A 21,954-nucleotide genomic window follows, 5' to 3' on the forward strand; every position below is an offset into this window, starting at 1 on the left:
ATTGAATACTAAAAAACGAATTATCGGCTTAGACTTTGCTAGGGCCTTGGCGATGTTTGGTATGCTGCTTGTTAATTTTATGGTGATAACAGGTGCAGAAGGAAATGGTCCCCCATTTTTAATAACTTTAATGTCACTTTTTGAAGGTAGAGCTTCTGCCTTGTTTGTTATACTTGCTGGAATTGGAATATCTTTAATGACTAGATCCTCTGTTGCTAGAAATGAAAAAATAAAAATTTCTAATAGCCGAAAGATCATATGGAAACGGGCACTATTCTTATTTATTTTAGGATTACTTTTATACGTAATGGAGTGGACTGGGGATATATTACACTACTATGGTGTTTACCTTTTCGTTGCTGCCTTACTCATTACAGTCCGAAAAAAAGCATTACTCTTCTTATCTATTATTATCCTACTCTTGGCACAATCTCTTCAGCTTACTTTCAATGCTTTCGAAGGTTGGGGAGGCCCTACTCCATTTATAAACTATGTAGACTTCTGGACAGTTAACGGTTTTCTTCGCAATTTATTCTTTAATGGTTATCACCCTTTTTTCCCATGGTTTTCATTCTTCTTAATCGGTATGATAATTGGCAGATTAGATCTTCATAATAAAAAGATTAGAGATAGGTTGCTCTTGCTCGGTATTACATTCACCATACTGATAGAACTTTTATCAAAAGGGCTCACGTACTACTTCATTCCACACATTGGCAAAGCAGCTGCTACATTTTTGTTTAATACAGGACCCGTTTTACCAAATGTATTGTACATTTTATCTGCAACAGGATCTGCTATTGCTATATTAATACTTTGCCTCTATATTACTGAAAAATATGAAAATAATTGGTTTGTTACTTCCATTATACAAACAGGTCAATTAACATTAACTCATTATGTAAGTCATGTATTTATCGGGATTGGGACATTAATTCTATTCAATAGAATGGAACATCAAACACTACTTTTCGTTTTATTATTTGCTACTGTATTTTTCATTTTCAGTATTTTGTTTAGCGTATTATGGAGAAAGAAATTTTCTAGAGGACCTATCGAATGGATTATGAGGAAATTAGCTAGTTAATTTACCTCCATACAAAAAAGGAAGTTGGAATCATTCCAACTTCCTTTTTTCTTTAATTAGCTGCACTTAATTTAATTCTAAGTTTTGTTTCACCTAAAGAAAGTTCATCATCTTCGTTCGTTAAGTGACCAAATGTAAATTGTTTAACGAGTAAGTTTTCTTCCAATAAATCTTTATGGTTCGTTAACGTTCGCTGTAGTTCTTCTTCTGTATCAAGAATAATATCGACTCGTAAATTAACTGGTAAATTCAACTGTTTACGGTATTCTTGAACCGCACGAATGAATTCACGCGCTACTCCTTCTTGTAACAATTCTTCCGTTACATTCGTATCTAACATAACTGTATATTGTCCGTTAGTCGTATTAGAGAATCCTGATTTTGCAACTTTCTCAACTAACACATCTTCAGCAGTTACAACTACTTCTCCTTCTGGTGTTGCTTCGTAAACTGCTCTTCCTGTTGATACAAAGTTTTGTACTTCTTCTTGTGATAATTGTTTTAGCCAACCATTCACTGCATTCACATTTTTACCGAATTTTGGCCCCGCTGTTTTAAAATTAAGCTTCAATTGATATGATGTGTATTTTGTTTCATCGAGTTCAACATGGAACGCTTTTACATTTAACTCATCCATAACGATATCACGATAAGATTCCCAATCCATATCATTCTCGTTATGCTCAAGTAATACAAGTTCTGCTAGCGGCTGTTTTACTTTTAAATAATGCTGATTACGGTTACTTCTTCCAAGTTCAACAACTTGTAAAACAGCATCCATTTCCGCTTCTAATTTTGGTTGAAGTAGTGATTCATTTACAACTGGATAATCGGCTAAATGAACGCTGCTTCCTTCTAAATTTAGATGAATGTCTTCCGCGACAAACGGTGTAAATGGTGCAATTAATTTACTAATTGTTACAAGCACTTCATGAAGTGTCTCGTACGCAGCTGCTTTCTCAGCGTTCATACCAGATTCCCAGAAACGATTACGTGAGCGTCTTACATACCAGTTACTCACTTCATCTACAAGTGCTGCAATTTCACGAGCTGCATTCGTAAATTGATAATCATCAAGTGCAGTTCTCACTTTTTTCGTTGTACTATGCAATCTTGATAATACCCATTCGTCTAATTTCGTAAGCTTTACATCATACGTTTCTTTCGGATTATACTCATCTAAATTTGCATATAAAACGTAGAAGCTATACACATTGACTAATGTATCTACAAATTTAGATTTCGCTTCCAGTACTGTTCTTTCAGAAAAACGCTTCGCATTCCACGGGGCACTATCAACAAGTAAAGCCCATCTTAGCGCATCTGCACCAAATTTATCTACTAAATCAACTGGATCTAGTGCATTTCCTTTGCTTTTAGACATTTTCTGCCCTTCTTCATCTAAAACATGCCCTAGTGATAACACTCGTTTATACGGTACTTTTCCTGTATATAGTGCTGATACTGCTAATAAACTATAAAACCAGCCGCGTGTTTGATCAATTCCTTCTGCAATAACATCCGCTGGAAACTGCTCTTCAAATAACTCTTTATTTTCAAATGGGTAATGATATTGTGCAAATGGCATAGAACCACTATCAAACCAAACATCAATCACTTCTGGTGTACGATTCATTGTGCCTCCGCATTTCCCGCAGCAGACTTGCACTTCATCTACATAAGGCTTATGCAATTCCAAATCTTCTGGTGTTTCTTTCGTACTATGCTTTCTTAATTCGGCAATGCTTTTCGGTGCGAACTGATGATCACAACTTTCACATTCCCATACATTCAATGGCGTTCCCCAATATCTATTTCGGCTAATATTCCAATCTACCATATTTTCTAAAAACTTACCAAAACGTCCATGTTTCATATGATCCGGATACCAAGTAACAGAATCATTATTTTGTAAAAATGTATCTTTAATTGCAGTTGTTCGGATTAACCAACTTTCTCCTGCATAATAAAGTAGTGGTGAATCACAACGCCAGCAATGCGGATAGCTATGTTCATATTTTTCTTTATGATACAGTAAACCTTCCTTCGCTAAATAACGAACGATATCCACGTCACAATCTTTTACAAATTTCCCTTTCAAAAATGGTACTGCCTCTGTATACTCACCTTTTTCATCTACAACGTGCAAGAATGACAATCCTTCACTTTGAACAACTCTATAATCGTCCTCTCCATATGCTGGAGCAATATGAACAAGTCCTGTACCACTATCTCCCGTTACAAAATCTGCTGCAATAACGCGGTAACCATTTGTAACTTCTTTCATCGGAAATGGCGCTGTATAAGATGTGTTTAATAATTCTTCGCCTTTATGAACAGATAATACTTCATAATTCTCTTTTAATACTTCTTGTACACGTTCTTTCGCAACAATGTATACATGACTTTCTTGTTTTGCTTTAACGTATTCCATATTTGGATGGACAGCAAGCGCAACGTTTGCTGGAAGTGTCCAAGGTGTCGTTGTCCAACCTAAGAAATACTCATTTTCACTATCTTTCACTTTAAACTTCACAGTTGCACTTAAATCTTTTACTGTTTTATACCCTTGTGCAACCTCATGTGAGCTCAATGAGGTTTGGCAGCTTGGGCAGTATGGTGAAACTCTATGTCCTTTATATAACAATCCTTTTTCATGGATTGTCCCCAAAATATGCCATACACTTTCGATATATGGATTCTTTAAAGTTACATATGGATCATCCATATCTACCCAATAACCAATACTTTCAGTGAATTCGCGCCACTGCTTCTCATATGTGAAAACACTCTCTTTACACTTTTGAATAAATGGTTCAATGCCATATTCTTCGATCTCATGTTTACCAGAAATACCAAGTTGCTTCTCAACGCCTAATTCTACAGGTAAACCATGTGTATCCCATCCTGCTTTTCTTAACACTTTATAACCAGCCATCGTTTTATATCTTGCTACTAAGTCTTTAATTGTTCGTCCAAGTGCATGACCTACATGCGGTAGTCCGTTCGCCGTTGGTGGTCCTTCATAAAATACGAAAGACTGTGCGCCTTCTCGATTCTGAATTGATTGTTCGAAAATATTTTGTTCGTTCCACTGTTTGCGAATTCGCATTTCTCTTCCTACAGCTGATTCTTTTACATCTACTTTTTCCATATACAATCACTCCTTTGAATATTTTAAAGCACACAAAAAACCCGTCCCTATAAAGTAGGGACGGGTTTACCCGCGATACCACCCTAATTCTATTAGCTTTTTCACTAATAGCACTTAGCAACGTACTATCATACGTGTTCTTTGTAACGGTAGACATCCGTCCGGGCTTACTTACTTTCAGCCTCGGCTCCTCGGAGATGATTTTCAAATAACGTCTGCACACCGGCTTTCAGCAATATACCGGCTCTCTGGAGAACAGCTCACTATTTTACTCTTTCTCGTCTTCAGATTTGTATACTTTGTTAAAAGTTATTTTATGCCATTTAGCAACTAATTGTCAACTAATTCAAAATATATCCGTATCTTTTTTCCCTATTCTTATACAATTACTTTTCAAATTCTCGCAATGCTGCTAAATTTTCATCATCCTCAATAAGTTCAGCAAAGAATCCCGATTCATCCTCACGAAGGACAAATTCAAGCTCTTCCTTCGCCTCTTCATTTCTATTTAACTGTGCTAAATAACAAGCTCGATCATATCTTGCTAACAAATCACTCGCGTCAATTATTAATACTTCATTTGTTATTTTTTCTGCCTTTATCGTTTGGCCTGCACCATGATATGAAGATGCTAAAGAAAGAAGAATTGCTGTTTCATTTGGATGATGTATAGAAGCATTTTCTAATACATGAATTGCCTCTTCAAACCTTTCTTGACTTTGATATATTTCTCCTAAAGCAAGAAATGCTCTACTTACAAACGGTGTTTGCTCTGTTAATTGCAAGATAATCTTTTCTGCTTTTCTTTCTTCCCCTGCTTTAAAGAATACTTGTGCTTGCAGAAGAAGAGTATCATAATCATCTGGTAGTTCTCGAACCATTTGTTTCGTTAATTCCAAAGCATCTCTTAACATATCTTCTTCCTCGCACTCAACGAAAAGATTTACAAGTTGCTTCGCTACGTCATAATCCCATTTATTTTCTAGTGACGTGTGCAGAATCTCTATTGCTTCTTTATTCATCTCTACATTCTCATAAAATAGCGCAAATCGCTGTGCTGCCATACTATTTTTCGGATTTAACTTTAAAGAGATTTCATATAAATCAATTATCATAGTAACCATTGAAATTTCTTTCGCACGATTTTTCATACGATAAAAAGCTCTCGTAATGATAGATCGTTTTGGCTGTTCATGCAGCTGGCGTTCAATCCATATTTCCGTAACCGCAGCTGCAGCATACATGAATGCTGTACTCCTTTCTGCTTTTTTCACCTTTAACGTATGAAGAAAATCTCGTATGTTAGACAATTTTTTATGTTGCTCTACTGCTTTTACATAAACATCAAATATACGTTCATTATCAAAATCTTTTTGTATTACTTTCATTGCAACTTCAATTGCTTTTACATTTCTTTTTTTCACTAATACTTTTGCATAATGATATAGAACTTCTATATGCTCACCATCTAATTGTAGTGCGTATTCAACCTGTGCTTGTTCTTTATCTATTTCATTCATCGCTCCGTACACATATGCAATCGCATCTAAACGCCATATTTCAGGTACTTCGTCCACTAATTGTTCTAGTTCAGTCAGCAATTCTTCCTGAAGATTCATATCTACTGAAAGCTGTGCTAAATATTCCATATTAATATGCAACGGCTCTTCTTTCATCGCCTGAACCATATGACTTTGTTCTTTAGAACGGTTTTCTTCTTTTTCGTATATTTCCGCAAGCTGTAAATGTACACCTACGAAATTCCCATCAAGCTCTAAACATGTTTCATACGCTTGTTTTGCTTCCGTCAATTGCCCTAATGCCATAAGTGTTTCACCAATTCGGTAATACGGTAATGCCGTTTCCATTTGTTCTATCGCCTTATTATATCTTTTCATCGCTTGGCCGTACTGTCCAATAGATTCATATAAAATACCTGCATAACAACCGTACTCACTTACTTCATTTCTTTCTTTGTGTAACGTTCTTAAAAATGCTATACCTCGTTGTACAAATTCCGTTCCTTTAATTCGATTCACATATTCATCTAACGCACTTGCTACATTATAATCACTTTTCTTTATACCATTTTCTAACTTAGATAGTGCTACTTTAAACCCTTCTTCATTTCCACCAAGTTCAATTTCAGCATCCCATAAAACCATTCCTGCATTCATGAGGAAATCTTGGCTCTTTTCAATTTGCTTCTCAAGACCAAGTATATATTCTTTTGCTTCCTTATATTGTTCTCTTGCCATATAAACTTGTGTAAGTCCGAAGTGAGAATAAACATCCTCATCATTTTCTTCTAAAGCACGCTTATACAATACTTCTGCTTCTTCCAAGCTATCATTTTGAAAATGATAATCACCTAATTTTACGTAAAGAGGTGCTTTATCATCACAATTCTCAATACCGTTTAATAAAATTTCTTTCGCACTTTCCTCATCCTTCAAATCAGATTCGTATATTTCCGAAAGTTTCGTATAAATGTAAGGTGCATTACTATCCAAACGAATCGCTACTTTAAGCCCTTTTATTGCTAAATATAATTTCCCTAGTTGATGTGCACATCTCGCTCGTTCATACCATACATGCGCTTCATATTTATACTCTTTTAACAAGTCATTAAAGATTTCATATGCTTCTTCATATCTTTCTAAATCTATTAATATTAAACCGTGATTTGTTAAAGTGAACCTTTCAGGACTACGCTCTAACGCAACTTGAGAGTATTGCAATGCTTTTTCAGATTGATCAATATACATATAGGATAAAGCGAGAAAACTCCAAGCAATAGGCTGATCTGCGTCTAATTGTAACGATGAACGAAAGCTTGAAATCGCTTCTATATAACTTTCCTGCTCAAAAGCATATCTTCCATTTATTAAATGATATAAAGCACGATTATTTTTCTTCTCAACGCTTGTCAGCATTTGCTCCGCTTTCTCTACTTCTTGAAGACGAATAAAACACTGTGCACCATGCAATTTAACAAAGTCCGAGTTCGGAAACTTTTCCATTAACTTATCGATACAATATAAAATAAATTCTTTATCTACTTCAACATCTAAGTGCTTTATCGTATATAACCACGTATTTGGATTATCACTCGTTTCTTTTAAAAATTGTACTAAGTTACTAATCCCCTCTTTGTCATGTTCATCTAAATGATCCGTAAGAGAAAAAATAGATTTAAAGTAACGATTTTCTTCCTCACTTAGAAACGCTAGTTGCTCCTTCTTTTCTTTCGGAACAAACGTGATTGCTAAACAGCCTGTATAACGATATTTTTCTTGTAATTTACTATATTCCACAAGAACTGGTTCTATAAAGTTTGGATCTTGAACATAGAAAGCTTGCAATGTATCATCATATCCAGATAGAACTTGTACGTGTGAAGCATGCTCAATATCTATACTTAATAAAACAGGAATTCCTTCGTCAATCAGTCTCTTATAATTCTCTTCATTCCCTTTAAAATAACGATATTCATAACCTAATTCTTCTAAATAAGAAACAGTATCTGAAAACTTCGAACCTGTCATATCAAAAATAAACTCTGCTATTTCATCTTGTGTACGTTTCTCTCCCCATATACGCAACATCATCTCTAAACTTGTCGGAACACAATAATTATCCTTTTGTACAATAGGAACTATCGGCAAGTGAACCTTTTTTCCATCCGGATTTTTTTCTAAATTATGATATAAAGATTCTTTTAAACTCTTTTCTTCTTTTAATAGTTTTTGTAAATCTGCAAATTTATTCATTTTGTACAGTGCTTCTGCACGTAAATGTACAAAGTAAGTATTATAGGCATGATACGGCAGCTGAGTATTTATGTTATCTATTACCGCTAACATCTCTTCATATCGCTCTAAATCTAATAAATACTTTATCTTCTCAAAATGAAAATATGGTACTTGTGGGAATTTTACAATTGCATCATCGATTAACTGTATCGCGCGTTTTTGTTCTCCTTTATTCGCATACAATTGTGATAATAAATAGGTAGATAACTCTTCACAATCTTCATGCTGCATGCCAGCAATAAATTGTTTTTCCGCTTTCTCCCATTCACCTGTATGCATATAAACGTAGCCCCATTTATCAAACACTGCGCGTGCACTGTACTCCTCTGCTTTTTGCATATACATTAACGCTTCTTCGTTTCGTTTCATTTCTAAAAGACATCGTACTAACGTAAAATATGTTTTCGCTAAAAAATCTGCATCTATTTCTTCTTTATTACTCTCTTCTAAAGTTTCTTTTAACAGCTGCTCTGCTTCAAGAATTTTCCGCTCATCAATTAACTCATCACAATATAAAGAGAGCGTTCTCATATTTGGGAATTTTTTATAAGCGTAACGAATGAGGAATGAACTGTATTGGTGCATAAGCCCTTCATCAGTAAGACGAATTAATATATCGAACTCCTTATGCGAAGGAATATTGGCAAGCCAATTCTTCACATAGGATAAAGTATTCGTTTCTTTTATATATGCAATTTCATTATTTATTTCCTGTAATCCATCTACAAATCTCTTGTCTTTTAAACAAGTTTCTAACTGCTTAAAATCTAGCATGCATTCACCTCGAATTTATATTTATACTGCTACTTGCTTAGATTTTACACACCATATAGTATGTATTCAACTAAAATCTCTTATAATGGATGGTATTAATTAATATTATTCAAATTTATAACAAAATATAGTAAAAATGATTGTCTTTCTCTGTATTTTGTTTGATTATATAGAATAACGTAACATGTGTATCCTATCTTTTGTTAGTTAAAAACAGTACATGAAATTATATCGGCGATTATACGGTGAATATCGACTTACCAACAAAAAATGACATTTTTCTCATTCATTAAATCAGGGTACTCCTTAAATATACAAAACGGATACTCTATTTGACCCGCTATATACTGTGCAACATTTTTCTTTGAATTCAAATTAACACAACTTCTAACCTCCTGTAGAGCAAGAATATGTGGAGAAATAATTCAAATTTCCTCACAAATAGCTTCTAATCTCTCCAACCAAAGACTATTATGGTTCCATATATTGAAGGTAGCAATCCTTAATAAATCACTATCTTTCAACATTCTATTTCACCAAATGTAATTTTCATATTCGGAGCATATACTAAAGAAGAATGAAGATGAAATGCCTTGAAAAATCGTAGTTCAGCTTCATATTGAGCTAGCGCATTATCATATGTTAATCCTCTGGCTATTAAACGTTCTACAAATTGTTGCTTATCACCCGGATCACCTGCAATCCCCTCTTCTTTTAATGATTGATACAAATCGTTTTTATCATTGTGATGCATATTTGAATCTAAAAAGTTCACTTTATCGCTTACTCTACATTCAATATTTTTCACACCTAATTCACTTAAATATATCGGTATTTTCATGCCTATATTGCCATCTTTACCATTTCTTTGCGTATCACTTTCAAATAATTTCTGCAAAACACCTAGCTGAATAAATTCCGATTGTTTCTCCCCATCTAGTAAATAAGAAGCCATATTAGAAATCCAATGTGGTTCAAAACAGATTATTTTTCCACCCTTTTTAACTGAATGTATCATTTTTTGTAGCATTGTTTCTGGAGTAGTCATATGTAATAAGAAAGCATGACAGATTGCTATATCGTATTTATCGTTCAGTTCAATTTCTGTAGCATCTCCTTCAAGAAATTCTGAATCATACGGAAGTAAACGAAACAACTCTCTGGCTTCAGCTAATAATGTTTCTCCACTATCAATACCTGTATACTTTGAACCTTCTGGGAGTAATGGCATTAATACTAACCCTAAATAACCATATCCACAACCGTAATCAACGATATGTACAGGCTTAGTAATCTTCCAAACTGTATTTACTAAAAAGCTTACATAATCGTCGTTGTAATATAAATCTCTCGTGTTTTTTAAATATGTTAGTTTATTGTTCCAATCATATGTTTCCAACATCTAACGCCTCCTTTTATATACAAAACTAAAGTTCTCTATATAATAGCCGTATTCCTACACTTTTCTTAAAATTTCAAAGCAAAAAAGCTAGTGTATTTTTAATAATACACTAGCTTTTTATTTGGAAGAAAAATTTAACAAGTACAATCACAATCAAAACAATCCGTACAGTCTAAATCGTCACAATCTGCTTTTCTCTTTCTTTTGTTTCTTTTAAGATAATAATACAGTAGCCCAAACAATAGTATACAAATAACAAAAGCTATTATTGCTTCTGTATAGTTATTTTGAGTCATAAAACCAATTCCACTTCCGCCTGAAATAAAAATTAGAATTAAGTAAATCCAGAACATCTATGTAAATACCTCCATTACTATATATCTTAAGATAATATCCATATAACACTAGAGGAAATGAATAATCCCATACCATTACCGCTTAATACACCAGTAGTTATTCTTAGCAAATTTGAGCTATTTCTCCATTTCCACTTTTGGGTGAACCCATCGATAAGTAACGGAATTTGAGCGAAAAATGATAGTATGATTGCCAAAAGAAATGAAGGTGTCATATAAAAATAAATTGGAAACATTAAAATACCAATAAGCATGCCTGTACAACGTGCACATAAAGGTATGTACTTTTGTAGTTTAAAAAAACTCCTATCTAATCTTCTATGACAAGGAATTTGTAAAATAAAAGTTCGAATCAATATGAATCACCCTCTCTAAAAAGATTTTAATTGATTTTGCAAAAAAAATATATATCCAATAAAAAAACAAACCAGGTTTATACTAGACCCAGTTTGTCAGTTTACTACTATGTTACATCTCCTCAGGTGCCTCCACCCCAAGTAAACGTAATCCTTCTTTTAATACAACCGTCACAGCATAAACCAATGCGAGTCTGCTGTCTTTTTCTTTGCTCTCTTCTAATATACGAACATTACCGTAATATTTATTGAATGATTGTGCTACATCTAATATATATTTCGAAATAATCGATGGCTCATTTTTATTGAAAGCTGCTCCAATTATTTGCGGGAATTTATTTAGTAATTTTACGACACTCCAGCTATGATCGTCTTTTAAAGCAAACGTACATGTTTCAAATTCTACACTTTCTTTTCTTAAAATAGAGCAAGCACGTGCATGTGTGTACTGTACGTACGGGCCTGTTTCTCCTTCAAATTTCAGCATGTTTTCTAATGAGAATTCAATATTGTGCATACGCTCATTTTTTAAATCGTGGAAAATAACTGCACCTACACCGACTTGCTTTGCTACTACTTCTTTTTGTTTTAAGTTTGGATTTTTCTCTTCAATATTTTGTTTTGCAAGTTCGATTGCTTCTTCGAGTACTTCTTCAAGTAAAATAACTCTTCCTTTACGTGTCGACATTTTCTTACCATCTTTTAAAATGAAGCCAAACGGTACGTGTTCCATACCATCAACCCAAGTATAGCCAAGTTTTTTTAATACAGTGAAAAATTGATTGAAATGTAAGCTTTGTTCTGGACCAACAACATATAGCGCTTTATCAAACCCATAAGTGTTTTGACGATATAAAGCTGCCGTTAAGTCACGCGTTGCATAAATCGTCGCACCATCTGATTTTCTAATTAAGCAAGGCGGCATTCCTTCTTCTTCTAAATTAACGACTAATGCGCCTTCTGATTCTTCCAGTAAGTCGTGCTCTTCTAAAATCCCAATAAAGTCTTCCATTTTATCATTATAGAAAGCTTCGCCTTGAAAATTAGTAAATTCCACACCGAGAAGTTCATAAATACGAGAAAATTCTTTTAATGATTCGTGACGGAACCAATTCCAAAGTTCAACTGCTTCTTCATCGCCTTCTTCTAGCTTTTTAAACCAAGCACGTCCTTCTTCTTCTAATTCATCATTCTCTTTTACTTCTACATGAAACTGAACATATAACTTAAATAGCTCACGTATTGGATCCTCTTTCACCACTGCTTCATTTCCCCATTTTTTATAAGCCGTAATTAACTTTCCAAACTGTGTTCCCCAATCCCCTATATAATTAATTCCTACAACTTCATATCCACATTTTTCTGCGATATGCTTCAATGAATTTCCAATCATTGTAGAACGTAAATGCCCCATTGAAAAAGGTTTCGCGATATTAGGAGAAGAATAATCGATAACTACTGTTTTTTCACATCCAAAGTGATTTTGACCGTACTCTTCTTTCTCAGCTAAAATTTTCTTTAATACTTCATCACTTACAGTTTCACGATTATAAAATACATTTACATAAGGACCAACGGCTTCTACTTTTGTAAAGAACGGATCATTTAACTTCTCCGCCACTTCCTTTGCGATAATAGCTGGTGCTTTTTTATATTGCTTCGCTAATGAAAAACATGGGAACGCTGCATCTCCAAATTCATCTTGTTTCGGTGTTTCGATTAAATCTAAAATTTGATTTTGCGTTAATTCATTTACAAAAATATTCGATAAACTTTTCGCAAACTGTGTTTTATATTCCATACTACAACCTCCTTATTTTTTAAACACAAAAAACTCGTCTCTAAAAAAGAGACGAGTTTGAACCCGTGGTACCACCCTTGTTGTTCGTTACGAACCACTTTCCCGTTTATAACGAGGACAGGGGGCCTCGGCTTTCTCTACTATTCGTTCAAGAAGCATCTCCGAAGTGCGCTTCATCTTTTCCTTCCGTACTAGGCTCACACCATCCCTAGCTCGCTTTCCTTCTAAAAAAGACTACTCTCTTCATCACAGACAGTATATTTAATTAATTATTGCTTATTATACATCTTTTCAAACAATTAGCAAAGGTCAATTACACCAAAGTGAAACTTAGCACTTTTTCTTTTGTATACGTGAAAATTGTGTTTTTCAAATCTAGAACTACGGAAATGATCTTTTAAAACGACACGTTTTCTCGCCACTCGTTTTGCCTCCGCAATTGTTTCGTCAGTAATATCATGATACAAAGCGAAGTGTTTTAATCCTTTAATTCCATCGGATTCTATGACAGTTTCTTCAAACATCGGATCAAGGTAAACGACATCGTAACTATTGTCTTCACATTGCGCTAAAAATGAAAAATGCTCCGTTTGCTTTACTTGGATTCTTTGCATTGCTTCATCAATTTCAGAAACAGATGAAGACCATGTTTTCAAACCATTTTCCATAATATAAGCCATATACTCATTGCCTTCAAGTCCTGTTACTTTTCCGCTTTCCCCAACAACATAACTAGCTACAATACTATCTGATGCCATCCCGAGCGTACAATCTAACACTGTCATTCCTCTCTCTAATTGCGTGGCTTGTACAAACGGATCGTGTTCTCCACGCATTAACCTTTTCACACGAAACATCGCTGAGTTCGGATGAAAGAAAAACGATTCTTCCGTACCTTTTGGATAAATAGCTAATCGGTTCTTCCCTACGACAAGTATATCTTGTTCATACTGCTCATGTAATTTATGCACTGGTATATCATTACGTAAAATGAAAGAACGATTTAATTCTTCTGCTACCTTTTTTGCATATGCTGTCATTTCTTTGTTTGTTCTTCCTGCTGTTGTTACTATCATTGTTTCACCTCTATATAAAGAAAAGAGGGAGATTTACTCTCCCCCTTCTTTAGCAATTCTTTTCGAAAGCTTGCTCTAAGTTCGTAATAATTTCGTCCATAGTTGCACCTTCAATTTCATGACGGTGAATGAAGTGAACAACTTCTTTTCCTTTTAATAATGCCATAGATGGTGAAGATGGAGGAATTTCTCCGAAATATTCACGCATTTTTGCAGTAGCATCTTTATCTTGACCTGCGAATACAGTTACAAGATGATCAGGTTGTTTTTCAGCACGAACAACCGCTTGACCTGCTGATGGACGTGCTAAACCAGCTGCACAACCACAAACAGAGTTTACAACTACTAAAGTTGTACCTGATGTATTTTCCATAAATTCTGTTACAGCTTCTTCTGTAGTTAACTCTTCAAACCCAGAACGCACTAACTCTTGGCGCATTGGGATTACCATTTGGCGCATGTATTCTTCATAAGCATTTGACATCTTGTAATCTCTCCTTCAACTTTCATTCCAAATTCATCATATCACGCTCTATTAATAGGTGCAAAAGAAAGATAACGATGATTTCATTTTTTTGTAGGGATTTCACAAACCCCACCGCGGCAATGTCCCACTGGAACAAGTTTTCTATTATTAGCGATATAATCGTATACTTTACTTCCAAAACCAAGTACGATAGATAGCTTTATAAAAGGAACTGCAAACCAATAAGATGGAACGGCCTTTGCTAATACATCTATGCTCTGAATGCCGTCATACCACTTATTATTTTTTAAAATATACAGTCTTTGTTCCATTTTACTTTGTAGTTCTTGAGAAAGTTCATACTTCTCAACTACATCTTCATTTCGAAATGAAACAAATTTCATCTTACCCTTTTTATCTAATTTTTTCGTACGTTCTGCAACGGCCGTACACATCGGACACCAACTATCATAGAAAACAATCATACATTATTCCCCTTTACGAGACTCCGTCATTTGTTTCCATACAGAACCTTTTGCTTCTTCTCCGCCTTCAATACGCTCTAATGCTAGACGTGCTTGCATGGCTACTTCAAACTCTGGATCATCTTGCGCTGCTTTTAATGCTGGAATCGCACTTTCATCTCCAAGTTCAAATAAGAACATCGCTGCACGCCAGCGTACTAATTTACTTGGATCTTTCAGAGATTTAATCATAACGAACATCGCTGCCGGATCACCTACATCTGATAAACAATCTCCTGCAGTACGGCGAACACTTACAGAGCGATCTAACAACGCTTTATATAACAACGGTAATACTTCATCACCTTTTACCATACCTAAATACGCTGTTGCTAAGCGGCGTATTGAAACTTTTTCATCATCTAACGCCATCTTCAACACTGGAATATCTTCTTCAGTAGGATCCATTTGTTCTAATGCTGCAAAACGGTTTTTCCAGTCAGAATCTTTCATCATCTCTTCTGTTACTTTATATGGCTCACGCTTTTGAATCGTTACTTCAACAGCACCCGCTTGATTTAATAATTCTTTAACCGTTTCATTTACACGTTCTTCTGAATAAGCAGCAACAATCTCTTCCACTACTTCTTTCCCAATTTCTTCAAAATTACCGTAACGTGTACTTTGTTCTACCCATTTACGCTCTTTTACAACGTTTGGTGCAGACATTTGCACTTTCATAATTGATTCTTTAAAACGATCTGGTAAACCAACACGTTCTTCCGTCGTTCCATCTGTTAACTTTACTTGCATTGGAATTGTAAAGAACATTTGAACAAACACCTTCACTTCTCCAAAATGAGCAAGTTGTTGTTCTTCACTTTCTTCCACTACTTCTTCGCCAAAAACAGCACGAACTTGTTGTAATAAAACTTTCCAGTCATACTTCGCATTTCGCTCCACTGCTAAAAAGTCGGCTACATGATATACACCTTTAATGCCTTCAATTTTCAAAATTTCTTGCACTTGCATTGGTGCTTGTTCTTTATTTTCATTTGTATAATTATTACGTGCTCCTGATGGTAATACTTCATTCAAAATAACTTTCATTGTATTTGGACTTGGCGTCGGTTCAATTGCTTTAATCTTCACGTAAAAAACTCTCCTTTATTGCATGTTCTTAGCTGTATTGTAACATGTTATCACTCTATACTCCTACTCGGATGCTTAATTTTACTACTTTCTTCCCGCTACCATACTATTTCATTCTTTTTACATTTTAAATTAGGAACGGGATTTTAAAAGCTTTCGTTTCCGATGATTTTTATTTTTTATCCATTAAGTTTATTAAAATACTTTCCACAATTTTTTCCGAAGCTATTACTTAAAATCACCTTTTATTACGATGCCCCCTCCCGCCTTCTCTCCAAAAAGGTAATACTCTCAATCACAACTTCAGTTCTATATATTCTCTTTCCTTGTTCATCATCGTAATTACTAGTCTGAATACGCCCTGTAATCCCAACGAGCGACCCCTTCTTACAATATTCAGTTACATTCTCAGCCGATTTGCGCCAAACGACACAATTAATAAAATCGACTTGTTGTTCACCTAAACTATTTCGAAATCCTCTATTCACCGCAACACATATTCGTGCATAAGCGACGCCTTGTTTTGTGTAGTATAATTCTGGCTCCTTTGTCAATCTACCGATTAATACAACTCGATTCATCATAAGTTATACCACCTCACATGTTTTTCTTCATTGTAAGGAGAAATGTTTGAATGGTAAAAAGCACAAAATGATATATCCGTAAGTAAAAAGTATTATTTTAGACCTTACAAAACAAAAAAAGAAACCATACATAGTTCAAACATGTATGGTTTCAAAATTTATTACACTTCAGTACAAGATATGTAATATCCTCCGCGAGCCATCTTTATTTCAGCACGGTACATTGCATTTTCTAAGTAGAAAGTAATCGGTTTAACTTTACTCTCAAATTTTAGTCTTTCATTGCATTCAGTTGCATATCCTTCAATCGCTGAAGTAATAACTTTTGATGATGGATACGTTAAAGCTTCATCTAGTTCTATGAAAAAACTTTTAGAAAATAGTTTTTTCATAATCCCCTTCTTCTCTTTCATCATATTCCATCTCCTTCACTTCAAGTTGCTATCATCCATATTATACCATACATTCAATATATCTTTGAAAATAAAAAAATCCTGCATTTTTCATGCAGGATTTTTTTATTAGTCATTTTTCGTAAAGTACGAAACGAAACGAAGAATTTCTAAGTATAACCATACTAATGTAAGCATTAATCCCATCGCAGTATACCACTCCATATATTTCGGAGCTTGACTACGTACACCATTTTCGATTAAATCGAAATCTAGTAATAAGTTTAATGCAGCAACTACAATAACAACTGCACTAATAATAATACCGATTGTACCACCTTGGTGAATGTATGGAACAGTTACACCAAACATATTTAGTAGAAATACGACTAAATACATAACCATAATTCCAAGTGTTGCTGCCATCACGCCTGTACGGAATTTATCCGTTACTTTTACTACGCGTGTTGCATATAACACTAACATTGCAAATAGAATTGAGATTGTTAGTAATACAGCATTTAAAACGATAGAATCGCCAAATTTCATTGTATAAACTGCTGAAATACTTCCTAACACAACCCCTTCTACCGCTGCGTAGATTGGTGCACCAAAAGGTGAAATACGCGGGAAGAACATAGACGCAAATGCGATGATTGCCGCAACGATTAAAGCACCAATTAATACTGGCATCTTCATCGTCCCCTGCATCATCTGTATGTATGAATAGACAGACGTTGCAAGTAGCAAGATAAGCATAATGAACGTTTTGCCTACTGTTCCGCCAATCGTCATCGCAGAAGCACTTGCTCCCTCTTTACGGAATGCCTCTTTTTTCAACATTGGATTAGATGTTCTCATTTTTTCCCTCCTAAAATAGGTTCTACCAATAGTGTAAAGTTTTTCTCTTTACTTTTCAATATATGCAGCTTGTTTTTATTTTAATCCTTCAACGATGTCTGATAGTTCACTCCATCTTTCCATCTTTTTTTCTAGCTCTTCTTCTGTTTTCTGCTGTGCTTCAGATAATTCTTGTGCCTTTGTGAAGTCAGATCCAACTTTCGCAAGTTCTTCTCCAATTGACTCAATTTTCTCTTCAAGTTCGGCAATTGTATCTTCAATCGTTTCCCATTCACGCTGTTCATTGTATGAAAGTTTACGTTTACGTTGTTGTTTTGGAGCTTCTTCTACAACTTTTTTCTCTTTTTGAACTTCCGCTTTCTCCATAAGTTCTCTCGTTTTTTCCATTTCTAAATAATCTGTATAACTACCTAGAAACTCACGCACTTCGCCTCCGCCAGTAAAGATGAACAGTTCATCTACTACTTTATCTAAGAAGTAACGGTCATGCGATACAGTTAAAACGACACCTGGGAAATCTTCTAAATAATCTTCTAGTACTGTTAATGTTTGTGTATCTAGATCGTTCGTAGGTTCATCAAGTAAAAGTACGTTTGGTTCTCCCATTAAAATACGTAATAAATATAAACGTCTTCTTTCACCACCAGATAGTTTACCAAGTGGTGTACCATGTGAATGCGTCGGGAATAAGAAACGTTCTAACATTTGAGATGCACCAATTACTTTTCCATCTGTCGTATGAATAACTTCTGCAATCTCTTTAATGTATTCAATCATACGCTGATTTAAATTCATCTCTTCATTTTCTTGCGTATAATAAGCAACTTTTACAGTTTGTCCTACTTCCACTTCACCACTATCAGGAGATAACTTACCTGCAAGCATATTTAATAGGGAAGATTTCCCACTTCCATTCGCCCCAATAATTCCGATACGATCACCCGGTTTCACAATATGATTAAAATTATGTAATACCGTCTTATCGCCAAATTTTTTCGTTACATCTTTTAACTCAAGTACTTTCTTTCCTAGACGACTTCCGCTTAGTGCAATATCAACTGACTGTTTTGCAGCTGGTCCTTCTTGTGCCTTTAGCTCATCAAAACGCTGAATACGCGCCTTTTGTTTCGTAGAACGGGCTTTTGCACCACGACGAATCCAAGCAAGTTCACGACGATATAAATTTTGGCGTTTCGATTCTTGTGCCAATTCTTGCTCTTCACGAAGTGCTTTCGCTTCTAAAAATGTACTATAGTTTCCTTCGTAGCTATATAGTTTACCATTATCTAATTCAAAAATACGATTCGTCACACGATCTAAGAAATAACGATCATGGGTTACAAGTAATACCGAACCTGTATATCTCGCTAAATATTCTTCTAACCATTCAACTGTCTCATGGTCAAGATGGTTCGTAGGCTCGTCTAAAATTAATAAATCCGGTGTTTCAATAAAACATTGTGCCATTGCGATACGTTTTTTCTGTCCACCAGATAAATTCCCAACAATTGCAGTGAAGTCCGTAATTCCTAATTTCGTTAAAAGAGACTTCGCATTTGCATTTGCTTCCCATGCACTCATTGCATCCATACGTTGCTGCACTGCAAATAATTGTTCCTGTACTTTTTCATTACTTGGATCTTTTTCAATATTTAATAGTGCTTTTTCATAATCACGAAGAAGACGAATTAAAGGTGTATCACCATGGAACACTTGCTCTAATACTGTCAGTTTTTCATCAAACTCTGGTTGCTGTGATAAATAACTAATTGTATACCCACGTGAATGCGTCATATCACCTGTATCAGGAGCTTCTAATCCTGCAATAATTTTTAATAATGTCGATTTACCAGTTCCGTTTACACCAATAATTCCGACACGTTGTCCTTCTGTAATACTACATGATAATCCATCAAATAACGGCTTTTCTCCATATGATTTTGATAAGTTCTCCACAGTTAACATTTTCATATTTGTGCATTCCACTCTTTCATAAATTGTTCAATAAACTGTTCCATATAACGATGACGAATTTCAGCCTCTTGTTTTGCTGCATTCGTATTCATTAAATCTTTTAATTTCAAAAGTTTTTCATAAAAATGATTTAAAGATGGATCATTATTTTTTCTATACTCTTCTTTCGTCATTTCTTCACGCGGCGGAATAGTTGGGTCATACATTAATCTCCCTTTCGCCCCACCATATGCAAATGTACGAGCAATTCCTATTGCACCAAGAGCATCTAAACGATCCGCATCTTGAACAATTTTCCCTTCAAGTGACTCTACTGTGCCGCCATAGCCACCTTTATAAGACATATTGGCGATGATATGAAGAATATGTTTACTTTCCTCTTCTTCAACACGTAGCTCTTCTAACCAATCAGAAACTTTTTTCATTCCTGCTTCTTCACTTTCATTTAGCTTTTCATCTGCCACATCGTGAAGTAATGCTGCCATTTCAATTATAAAACGATTTCCACCTTCTTGCTCAGATAAAGAAATCGCCATTTTATGTACACGTTCAATATGATACCAATCATGCCCACTCGCATCTTTTTCTAAAATATGTTTTACAAAAGTAATTGTTTTTTGAATTTTTTCTTGTTTTGTCATTTTATCTTCACCCAGTTACTTATTGTAACACGCCCGCATTTTTTCATCACATATTTTCTTGTCCGCCCATACACTAGGTGGTAGGCATCATCATGAAGGAGGAATAAACATGTTCTATAATAATCAACCGCCTTATCCAAGGCAACCATTGTATCCTCAACAACAAGAACAGAGATACACAGAACAATACGAAGAACAAGAGTTACAACAGCAAGAGCAACAATATGACGAAAACCCATATGCAACAACGCAAAACCAAGAAACTGAATTTCAACAAAATCCATATGACACACGTCCAAATTATGAATATCCTCAAAATCCATATGCAGCACCACAAAACCCATACACAACTCAACCACAACAACCGCAATATCAACAACAAATGTATCAACCAAACTACGACGCACGTGTCTCACCACCTAAACCACCAACAATAGATCCAACTCAGCCACAAATTTTACCGCCCGGACCAACACTAGACATTACACAACCACAAATCTTACCACCTGGACCAATTACTGAACCAACACAACAACAAATTCAACAAGTTGTCGGTACACAGTTTTTACCTTTCAAGAAACCTGTACTAGATTTCGTAAAACCATGGGTAGATTACGGTTTAAATGAAGCAAAACATACATCACACGAACACGCATTAACAGAAGTTGCTGCAATTATGTTTTTAGTTGGTAAAGGCTTCAATCCGACGATTGCTCATTATATCGTTGAATCTTGGGAGAAGAATGAACAATTTTAGAATTGTTTATTTGATAAAATACAAAAACACAAAAGTGCCAAAACCCTTATAAAACAAGGGTTTTGGCACTTTTTAATATCCAGAATAAATTTTATTGAAATAATTGTTTTTATAGATTTTCATACTTTTTTATATAGTACGTGAACAAAATGTGAGCAAAATGTGCGCAAATATATGAATCGCATTTTGCTGTTGGTGCACTGGTTATTTAAACCAATTCTCAATTATGAGATTTATATGAAAAGCCAACACTTTTTCCCGTTGGCACCCGGACAGTTTCATGATATCCAGCCACGACACTTATGCACCGTGGCTTTATATATAAAATCAATTAAGCTTTTCGTCTTTTTCTTCCTTTTTTCTCCGTCCATTCCGACCAAGTAACGTTTTGATAAAGGAGCTACGCTATCCCCACAGTATTCTTTTTTCAAAGAACAATTAACTGTAGAAATATCGTACCGCCGATTCCAATGTAAAAAGGCACCTGATTAAGTGCCCTAAATAGTGCCCCGAACAGTACTCCTAAAATTCCATCACTTTTTAAATCATGCCAAGCGCTGTAGCAAAGTTGATGATACCTGATTTACGTTTTCTATAAAACTTACCTGGTTTCATTGCAAGGATAGTATAAATGTAATCATCATTTAATTCTTTGATACTCATATACTTCATTATATAACCCTCCCACTTCTCAATCCTTACATATGTAAGACTAAAATTTAAAATATTATATATATGCCTTTATATGTGTATGAAATTAGTTCTGTATCCCATATAGGTTGGAAACCTTCATTTTCTTATGCCTATTAATGTGTAATTTACTAGCAGTGATCATTTAACTT

Annotated in this window: 18 protein-coding genes and 2 other annotated features; of the genes, 2 read left to right on the forward strand and 16 right to left on the reverse strand. The window is 34.9% G+C overall.

Annotated elements, in window-relative coordinates; all coding sequences use genetic code 11:
- Position 1 precedes the first annotated feature (1 nt).
- Positions 2 to 1,087 carry a DUF418 domain-containing protein gene (locus ACTFN4_RS18920; RefSeq protein WP_001093114.1) on the forward strand — a complete coding sequence of 362 codons (1,086 nt, stop codon included), beginning with the start codon at positions 2 to 4 and terminating at the stop codon, positions 1,085 to 1,087.
- A gap of 52 nt (positions 1,088 to 1,139) precedes the next feature.
- Here the strand turns inward: ACTFN4_RS18920 and ileS are convergent, their stop codons facing one another.
- The 15 genes from ileS to ACTFN4_RS18995 form a co-directional block, all read right to left on the reverse strand.
- Positions 1,140 to 4,241, reverse strand: a complete 3,102-nt coding sequence (gene ileS, locus ACTFN4_RS18925; protein WP_439962673.1) for an isoleucine--tRNA ligase — start codon at positions 4,239 to 4,241, stop codon at positions 1,140 to 1,142.
- Between the two features lie 53 nt (positions 4,242 to 4,294).
- Positions 4,295 to 4,535: a binding site (T-box leader), on the reverse strand.
- 92 nt (positions 4,536 to 4,627) lie between these two features.
- Positions 4,628 to 8,830: a tetratricopeptide repeat protein gene (locus ACTFN4_RS18930; protein WP_439962674.1), complete on the reverse strand. Its 4,203-nt coding sequence runs from the start codon at positions 8,828 to 8,830 to the stop codon at positions 4,628 to 4,630.
- 520 nt (positions 8,831 to 9,350) lie between these two features.
- Positions 9,351 to 10,229, reverse strand: coding sequence for a class I SAM-dependent methyltransferase (locus tag ACTFN4_RS18935; RefSeq protein ID WP_048656812.1), 879 nt, complete (start codon positions 10,227 to 10,229; stop codon positions 9,351 to 9,353).
- A 137-nt stretch (positions 10,230 to 10,366) separates the two neighbouring features.
- A complete protein-coding gene (locus ACTFN4_RS18940) occupies positions 10,367 to 10,585 on the reverse strand; it encodes a hypothetical protein (protein ID WP_000498606.1) in 219 nt (72 codons plus the stop codon).
- A 29-nt stretch (positions 10,586 to 10,614) separates the two neighbouring features.
- Positions 10,615 to 10,944, reverse strand: coding sequence for a DUF2085 domain-containing protein (locus ACTFN4_RS18945; RefSeq protein WP_000621474.1), 330 nt, complete (start codon positions 10,942 to 10,944; stop codon positions 10,615 to 10,617).
- Positions 10,945 to 11,056: 112 nt separating this feature from the next.
- Positions 11,057 to 12,745 (reverse strand): arginine--tRNA ligase, encoded by a 1,689-nt coding sequence (argS, locus tag ACTFN4_RS18950; RefSeq protein ID WP_439962675.1) that lies wholly within the window; start codon positions 12,743 to 12,745, stop codon positions 11,057 to 11,059.
- Positions 12,746 to 12,789: 44 nt separating this feature from the next.
- Positions 12,790 to 13,004: a binding site (T-box leader), on the reverse strand.
- 40 nt (positions 13,005 to 13,044) lie between these two features.
- On the reverse strand, positions 13,045 to 13,821 hold the full coding sequence (locus ACTFN4_RS18955; RefSeq protein ID WP_439962676.1) for a class I SAM-dependent methyltransferase: 777 nt from the start codon (positions 13,819 to 13,821) through the stop codon (positions 13,045 to 13,047).
- A gap of 49 nt (positions 13,822 to 13,870) precedes the next feature.
- Complete coding sequence (locus tag ACTFN4_RS18960; RefSeq protein WP_000063706.1) at positions 13,871 to 14,305, reverse strand: BrxA/BrxB family bacilliredoxin; 435 nt, start codon at positions 14,303 to 14,305, stop codon at positions 13,871 to 13,873.
- Between the two features lie 83 nt (positions 14,306 to 14,388).
- Positions 14,389 to 14,772, reverse strand: coding sequence for a thiol-disulfide oxidoreductase DCC family protein (locus tag ACTFN4_RS18965; protein ID WP_000634887.1), 384 nt, complete (start codon positions 14,770 to 14,772; stop codon positions 14,389 to 14,391).
- A 3-nt stretch (positions 14,773 to 14,775) separates the two neighbouring features.
- Complete coding sequence (locus tag ACTFN4_RS18970; protein WP_000692580.1) at positions 14,776 to 15,903, reverse strand: conserved virulence factor C family protein; 1,128 nt, start codon at positions 15,901 to 15,903, stop codon at positions 14,776 to 14,778.
- A gap of 248 nt (positions 15,904 to 16,151) precedes the next feature.
- A complete protein-coding gene (locus tag ACTFN4_RS18975) occupies positions 16,152 to 16,487 on the reverse strand; it encodes a single-stranded DNA-binding protein (protein ID WP_000982018.1) in 336 nt (111 codons plus the stop codon).
- Positions 16,488 to 16,648: 161 nt separating this feature from the next.
- Positions 16,649 to 16,903 (reverse strand): DUF4318 domain-containing protein, encoded by a 255-nt coding sequence (locus ACTFN4_RS18980; RefSeq protein ID WP_000975138.1) that lies wholly within the window; start codon positions 16,901 to 16,903, stop codon positions 16,649 to 16,651.
- A gap of 105 nt (positions 16,904 to 17,008) precedes the next feature.
- Positions 17,009 to 17,740 carry a Bax inhibitor-1/YccA family protein gene (locus ACTFN4_RS18985; protein WP_001260655.1) on the reverse strand — a complete coding sequence of 244 codons (732 nt, stop codon included), beginning with the start codon at positions 17,738 to 17,740 and terminating at the stop codon, positions 17,009 to 17,011.
- Positions 17,741 to 17,815: 75 nt separating this feature from the next.
- Complete coding sequence (locus tag ACTFN4_RS18990) at positions 17,816 to 19,711, reverse strand: ABC-F family ATP-binding cassette domain-containing protein (protein WP_000783160.1); 1,896 nt, start codon at positions 19,709 to 19,711, stop codon at positions 17,816 to 17,818.
- Complete coding sequence (locus tag ACTFN4_RS18995; protein ID WP_098327512.1) at positions 19,708 to 20,355, reverse strand: HD domain-containing protein; 648 nt, start codon at positions 20,353 to 20,355, stop codon at positions 19,708 to 19,710. The genes ACTFN4_RS18990 and ACTFN4_RS18995 overlap by 4 nt, the downstream gene beginning before the upstream one ends.
- A 109-nt stretch (positions 20,356 to 20,464) precedes the next feature.
- On the opposite strand from ACTFN4_RS18995, the gene ACTFN4_RS19000 reads away from it, so the two are divergent.
- Complete coding sequence (locus ACTFN4_RS19000; protein WP_151639550.1) at positions 20,465 to 21,112, forward strand: hypothetical protein; 648 nt, start codon at positions 20,465 to 20,467, stop codon at positions 21,110 to 21,112.
- 540 nt (positions 21,113 to 21,652) lie between these two features.
- On the opposite strand, the gene ACTFN4_RS19005 is transcribed toward ACTFN4_RS19000, so the two are convergent.
- A complete protein-coding gene (locus ACTFN4_RS19005) occupies positions 21,653 to 21,784 on the reverse strand; it encodes a hypothetical protein (RefSeq protein WP_276565566.1) in 132 nt (43 codons plus the stop codon).
- Positions 21,785 to 21,954 lie beyond the last annotated feature (170 nt).

Origin of the sequence: Bacillus cereus group sp. MYBK95-2 (genome assembly GCF_051915225.1) — a bacterium.
GTDB lineage: Bacteria > Bacillota > Bacilli > Bacillales > Bacillaceae_G > Bacillus_A > Bacillus_A cereus.

Coding starts and splice junctions, on each gene's coding strand:
- ileS (WP_439962673.1), bottom strand. CDS start 4,241: ATGGAAAAAGTAGATGTAAAAGAATCAGCTGTAGGAAGAGAAATGCGA.
- ACTFN4_RS18930 (WP_439962674.1), bottom strand. CDS start 8,830: ATGCTAGATTTTAAGCAGTTAGAAACTTGTTTAAAAGACAAGAGATTT.
- ACTFN4_RS18940 (WP_000498606.1), bottom strand. CDS start 10,585: ATGTTCTGGATTTACTTAATTCTAATTTTTATTTCAGGCGGAAGTGGA.
- argS (WP_439962675.1), bottom strand. CDS start 12,745: ATGGAATATAAAACACAGTTTGCGAAAAGTTTATCGAATATTTTTGTA.
- ACTFN4_RS18955 (WP_439962676.1), bottom strand. CDS start 13,821: ATGATAGTAACAACAGCAGGAAGAACAAACAAAGAAATGACAGCATAT.
- ACTFN4_RS18960 (WP_000063706.1), bottom strand. CDS start 14,305: ATGTCAAATGCTTATGAAGAATACATGCGCCAAATGGTAATCCCAATG.
- ACTFN4_RS18965 (WP_000634887.1), bottom strand. CDS start 14,772: ATGATTGTTTTCTATGATAGTTGGTGTCCGATGTGTACGGCCGTTGCA.
- ACTFN4_RS18975 (WP_000982018.1), bottom strand. CDS start 16,487: ATGATGAATCGAGTTGTATTAATCGGTAGATTGACAAAGGAGCCAGAA.
- ACTFN4_RS18980 (WP_000975138.1), bottom strand. CDS start 16,903: ATGATGAAAGAGAAGAAGGGGATTATGAAAAAACTATTTTCTAAAAGT.
- ACTFN4_RS18985 (WP_001260655.1), bottom strand. CDS start 17,740: ATGAGAACATCTAATCCAATGTTGAAAAAAGAGGCATTCCGTAAAGAG.
- ACTFN4_RS18990 (WP_000783160.1), bottom strand. CDS start 19,711: ATGAAAATGTTAACTGTGGAGAACTTATCAAAATCATATGGAGAAAAG.
- ACTFN4_RS18995 (WP_098327512.1), bottom strand. CDS start 20,355: ATGACAAAACAAGAAAAAATTCAAAAAACAATTACTTTTGTAAAACAT.
- ACTFN4_RS19000 (WP_151639550.1), top strand. CDS start 20,465: ATGTTCTATAATAATCAACCGCCTTATCCAAGGCAACCATTGTATCCT.
- ACTFN4_RS19005 (WP_276565566.1), bottom strand. CDS start 21,784: ATGAAGTATATGAGTATCAAAGAATTAAATGATGATTACATTTATACT.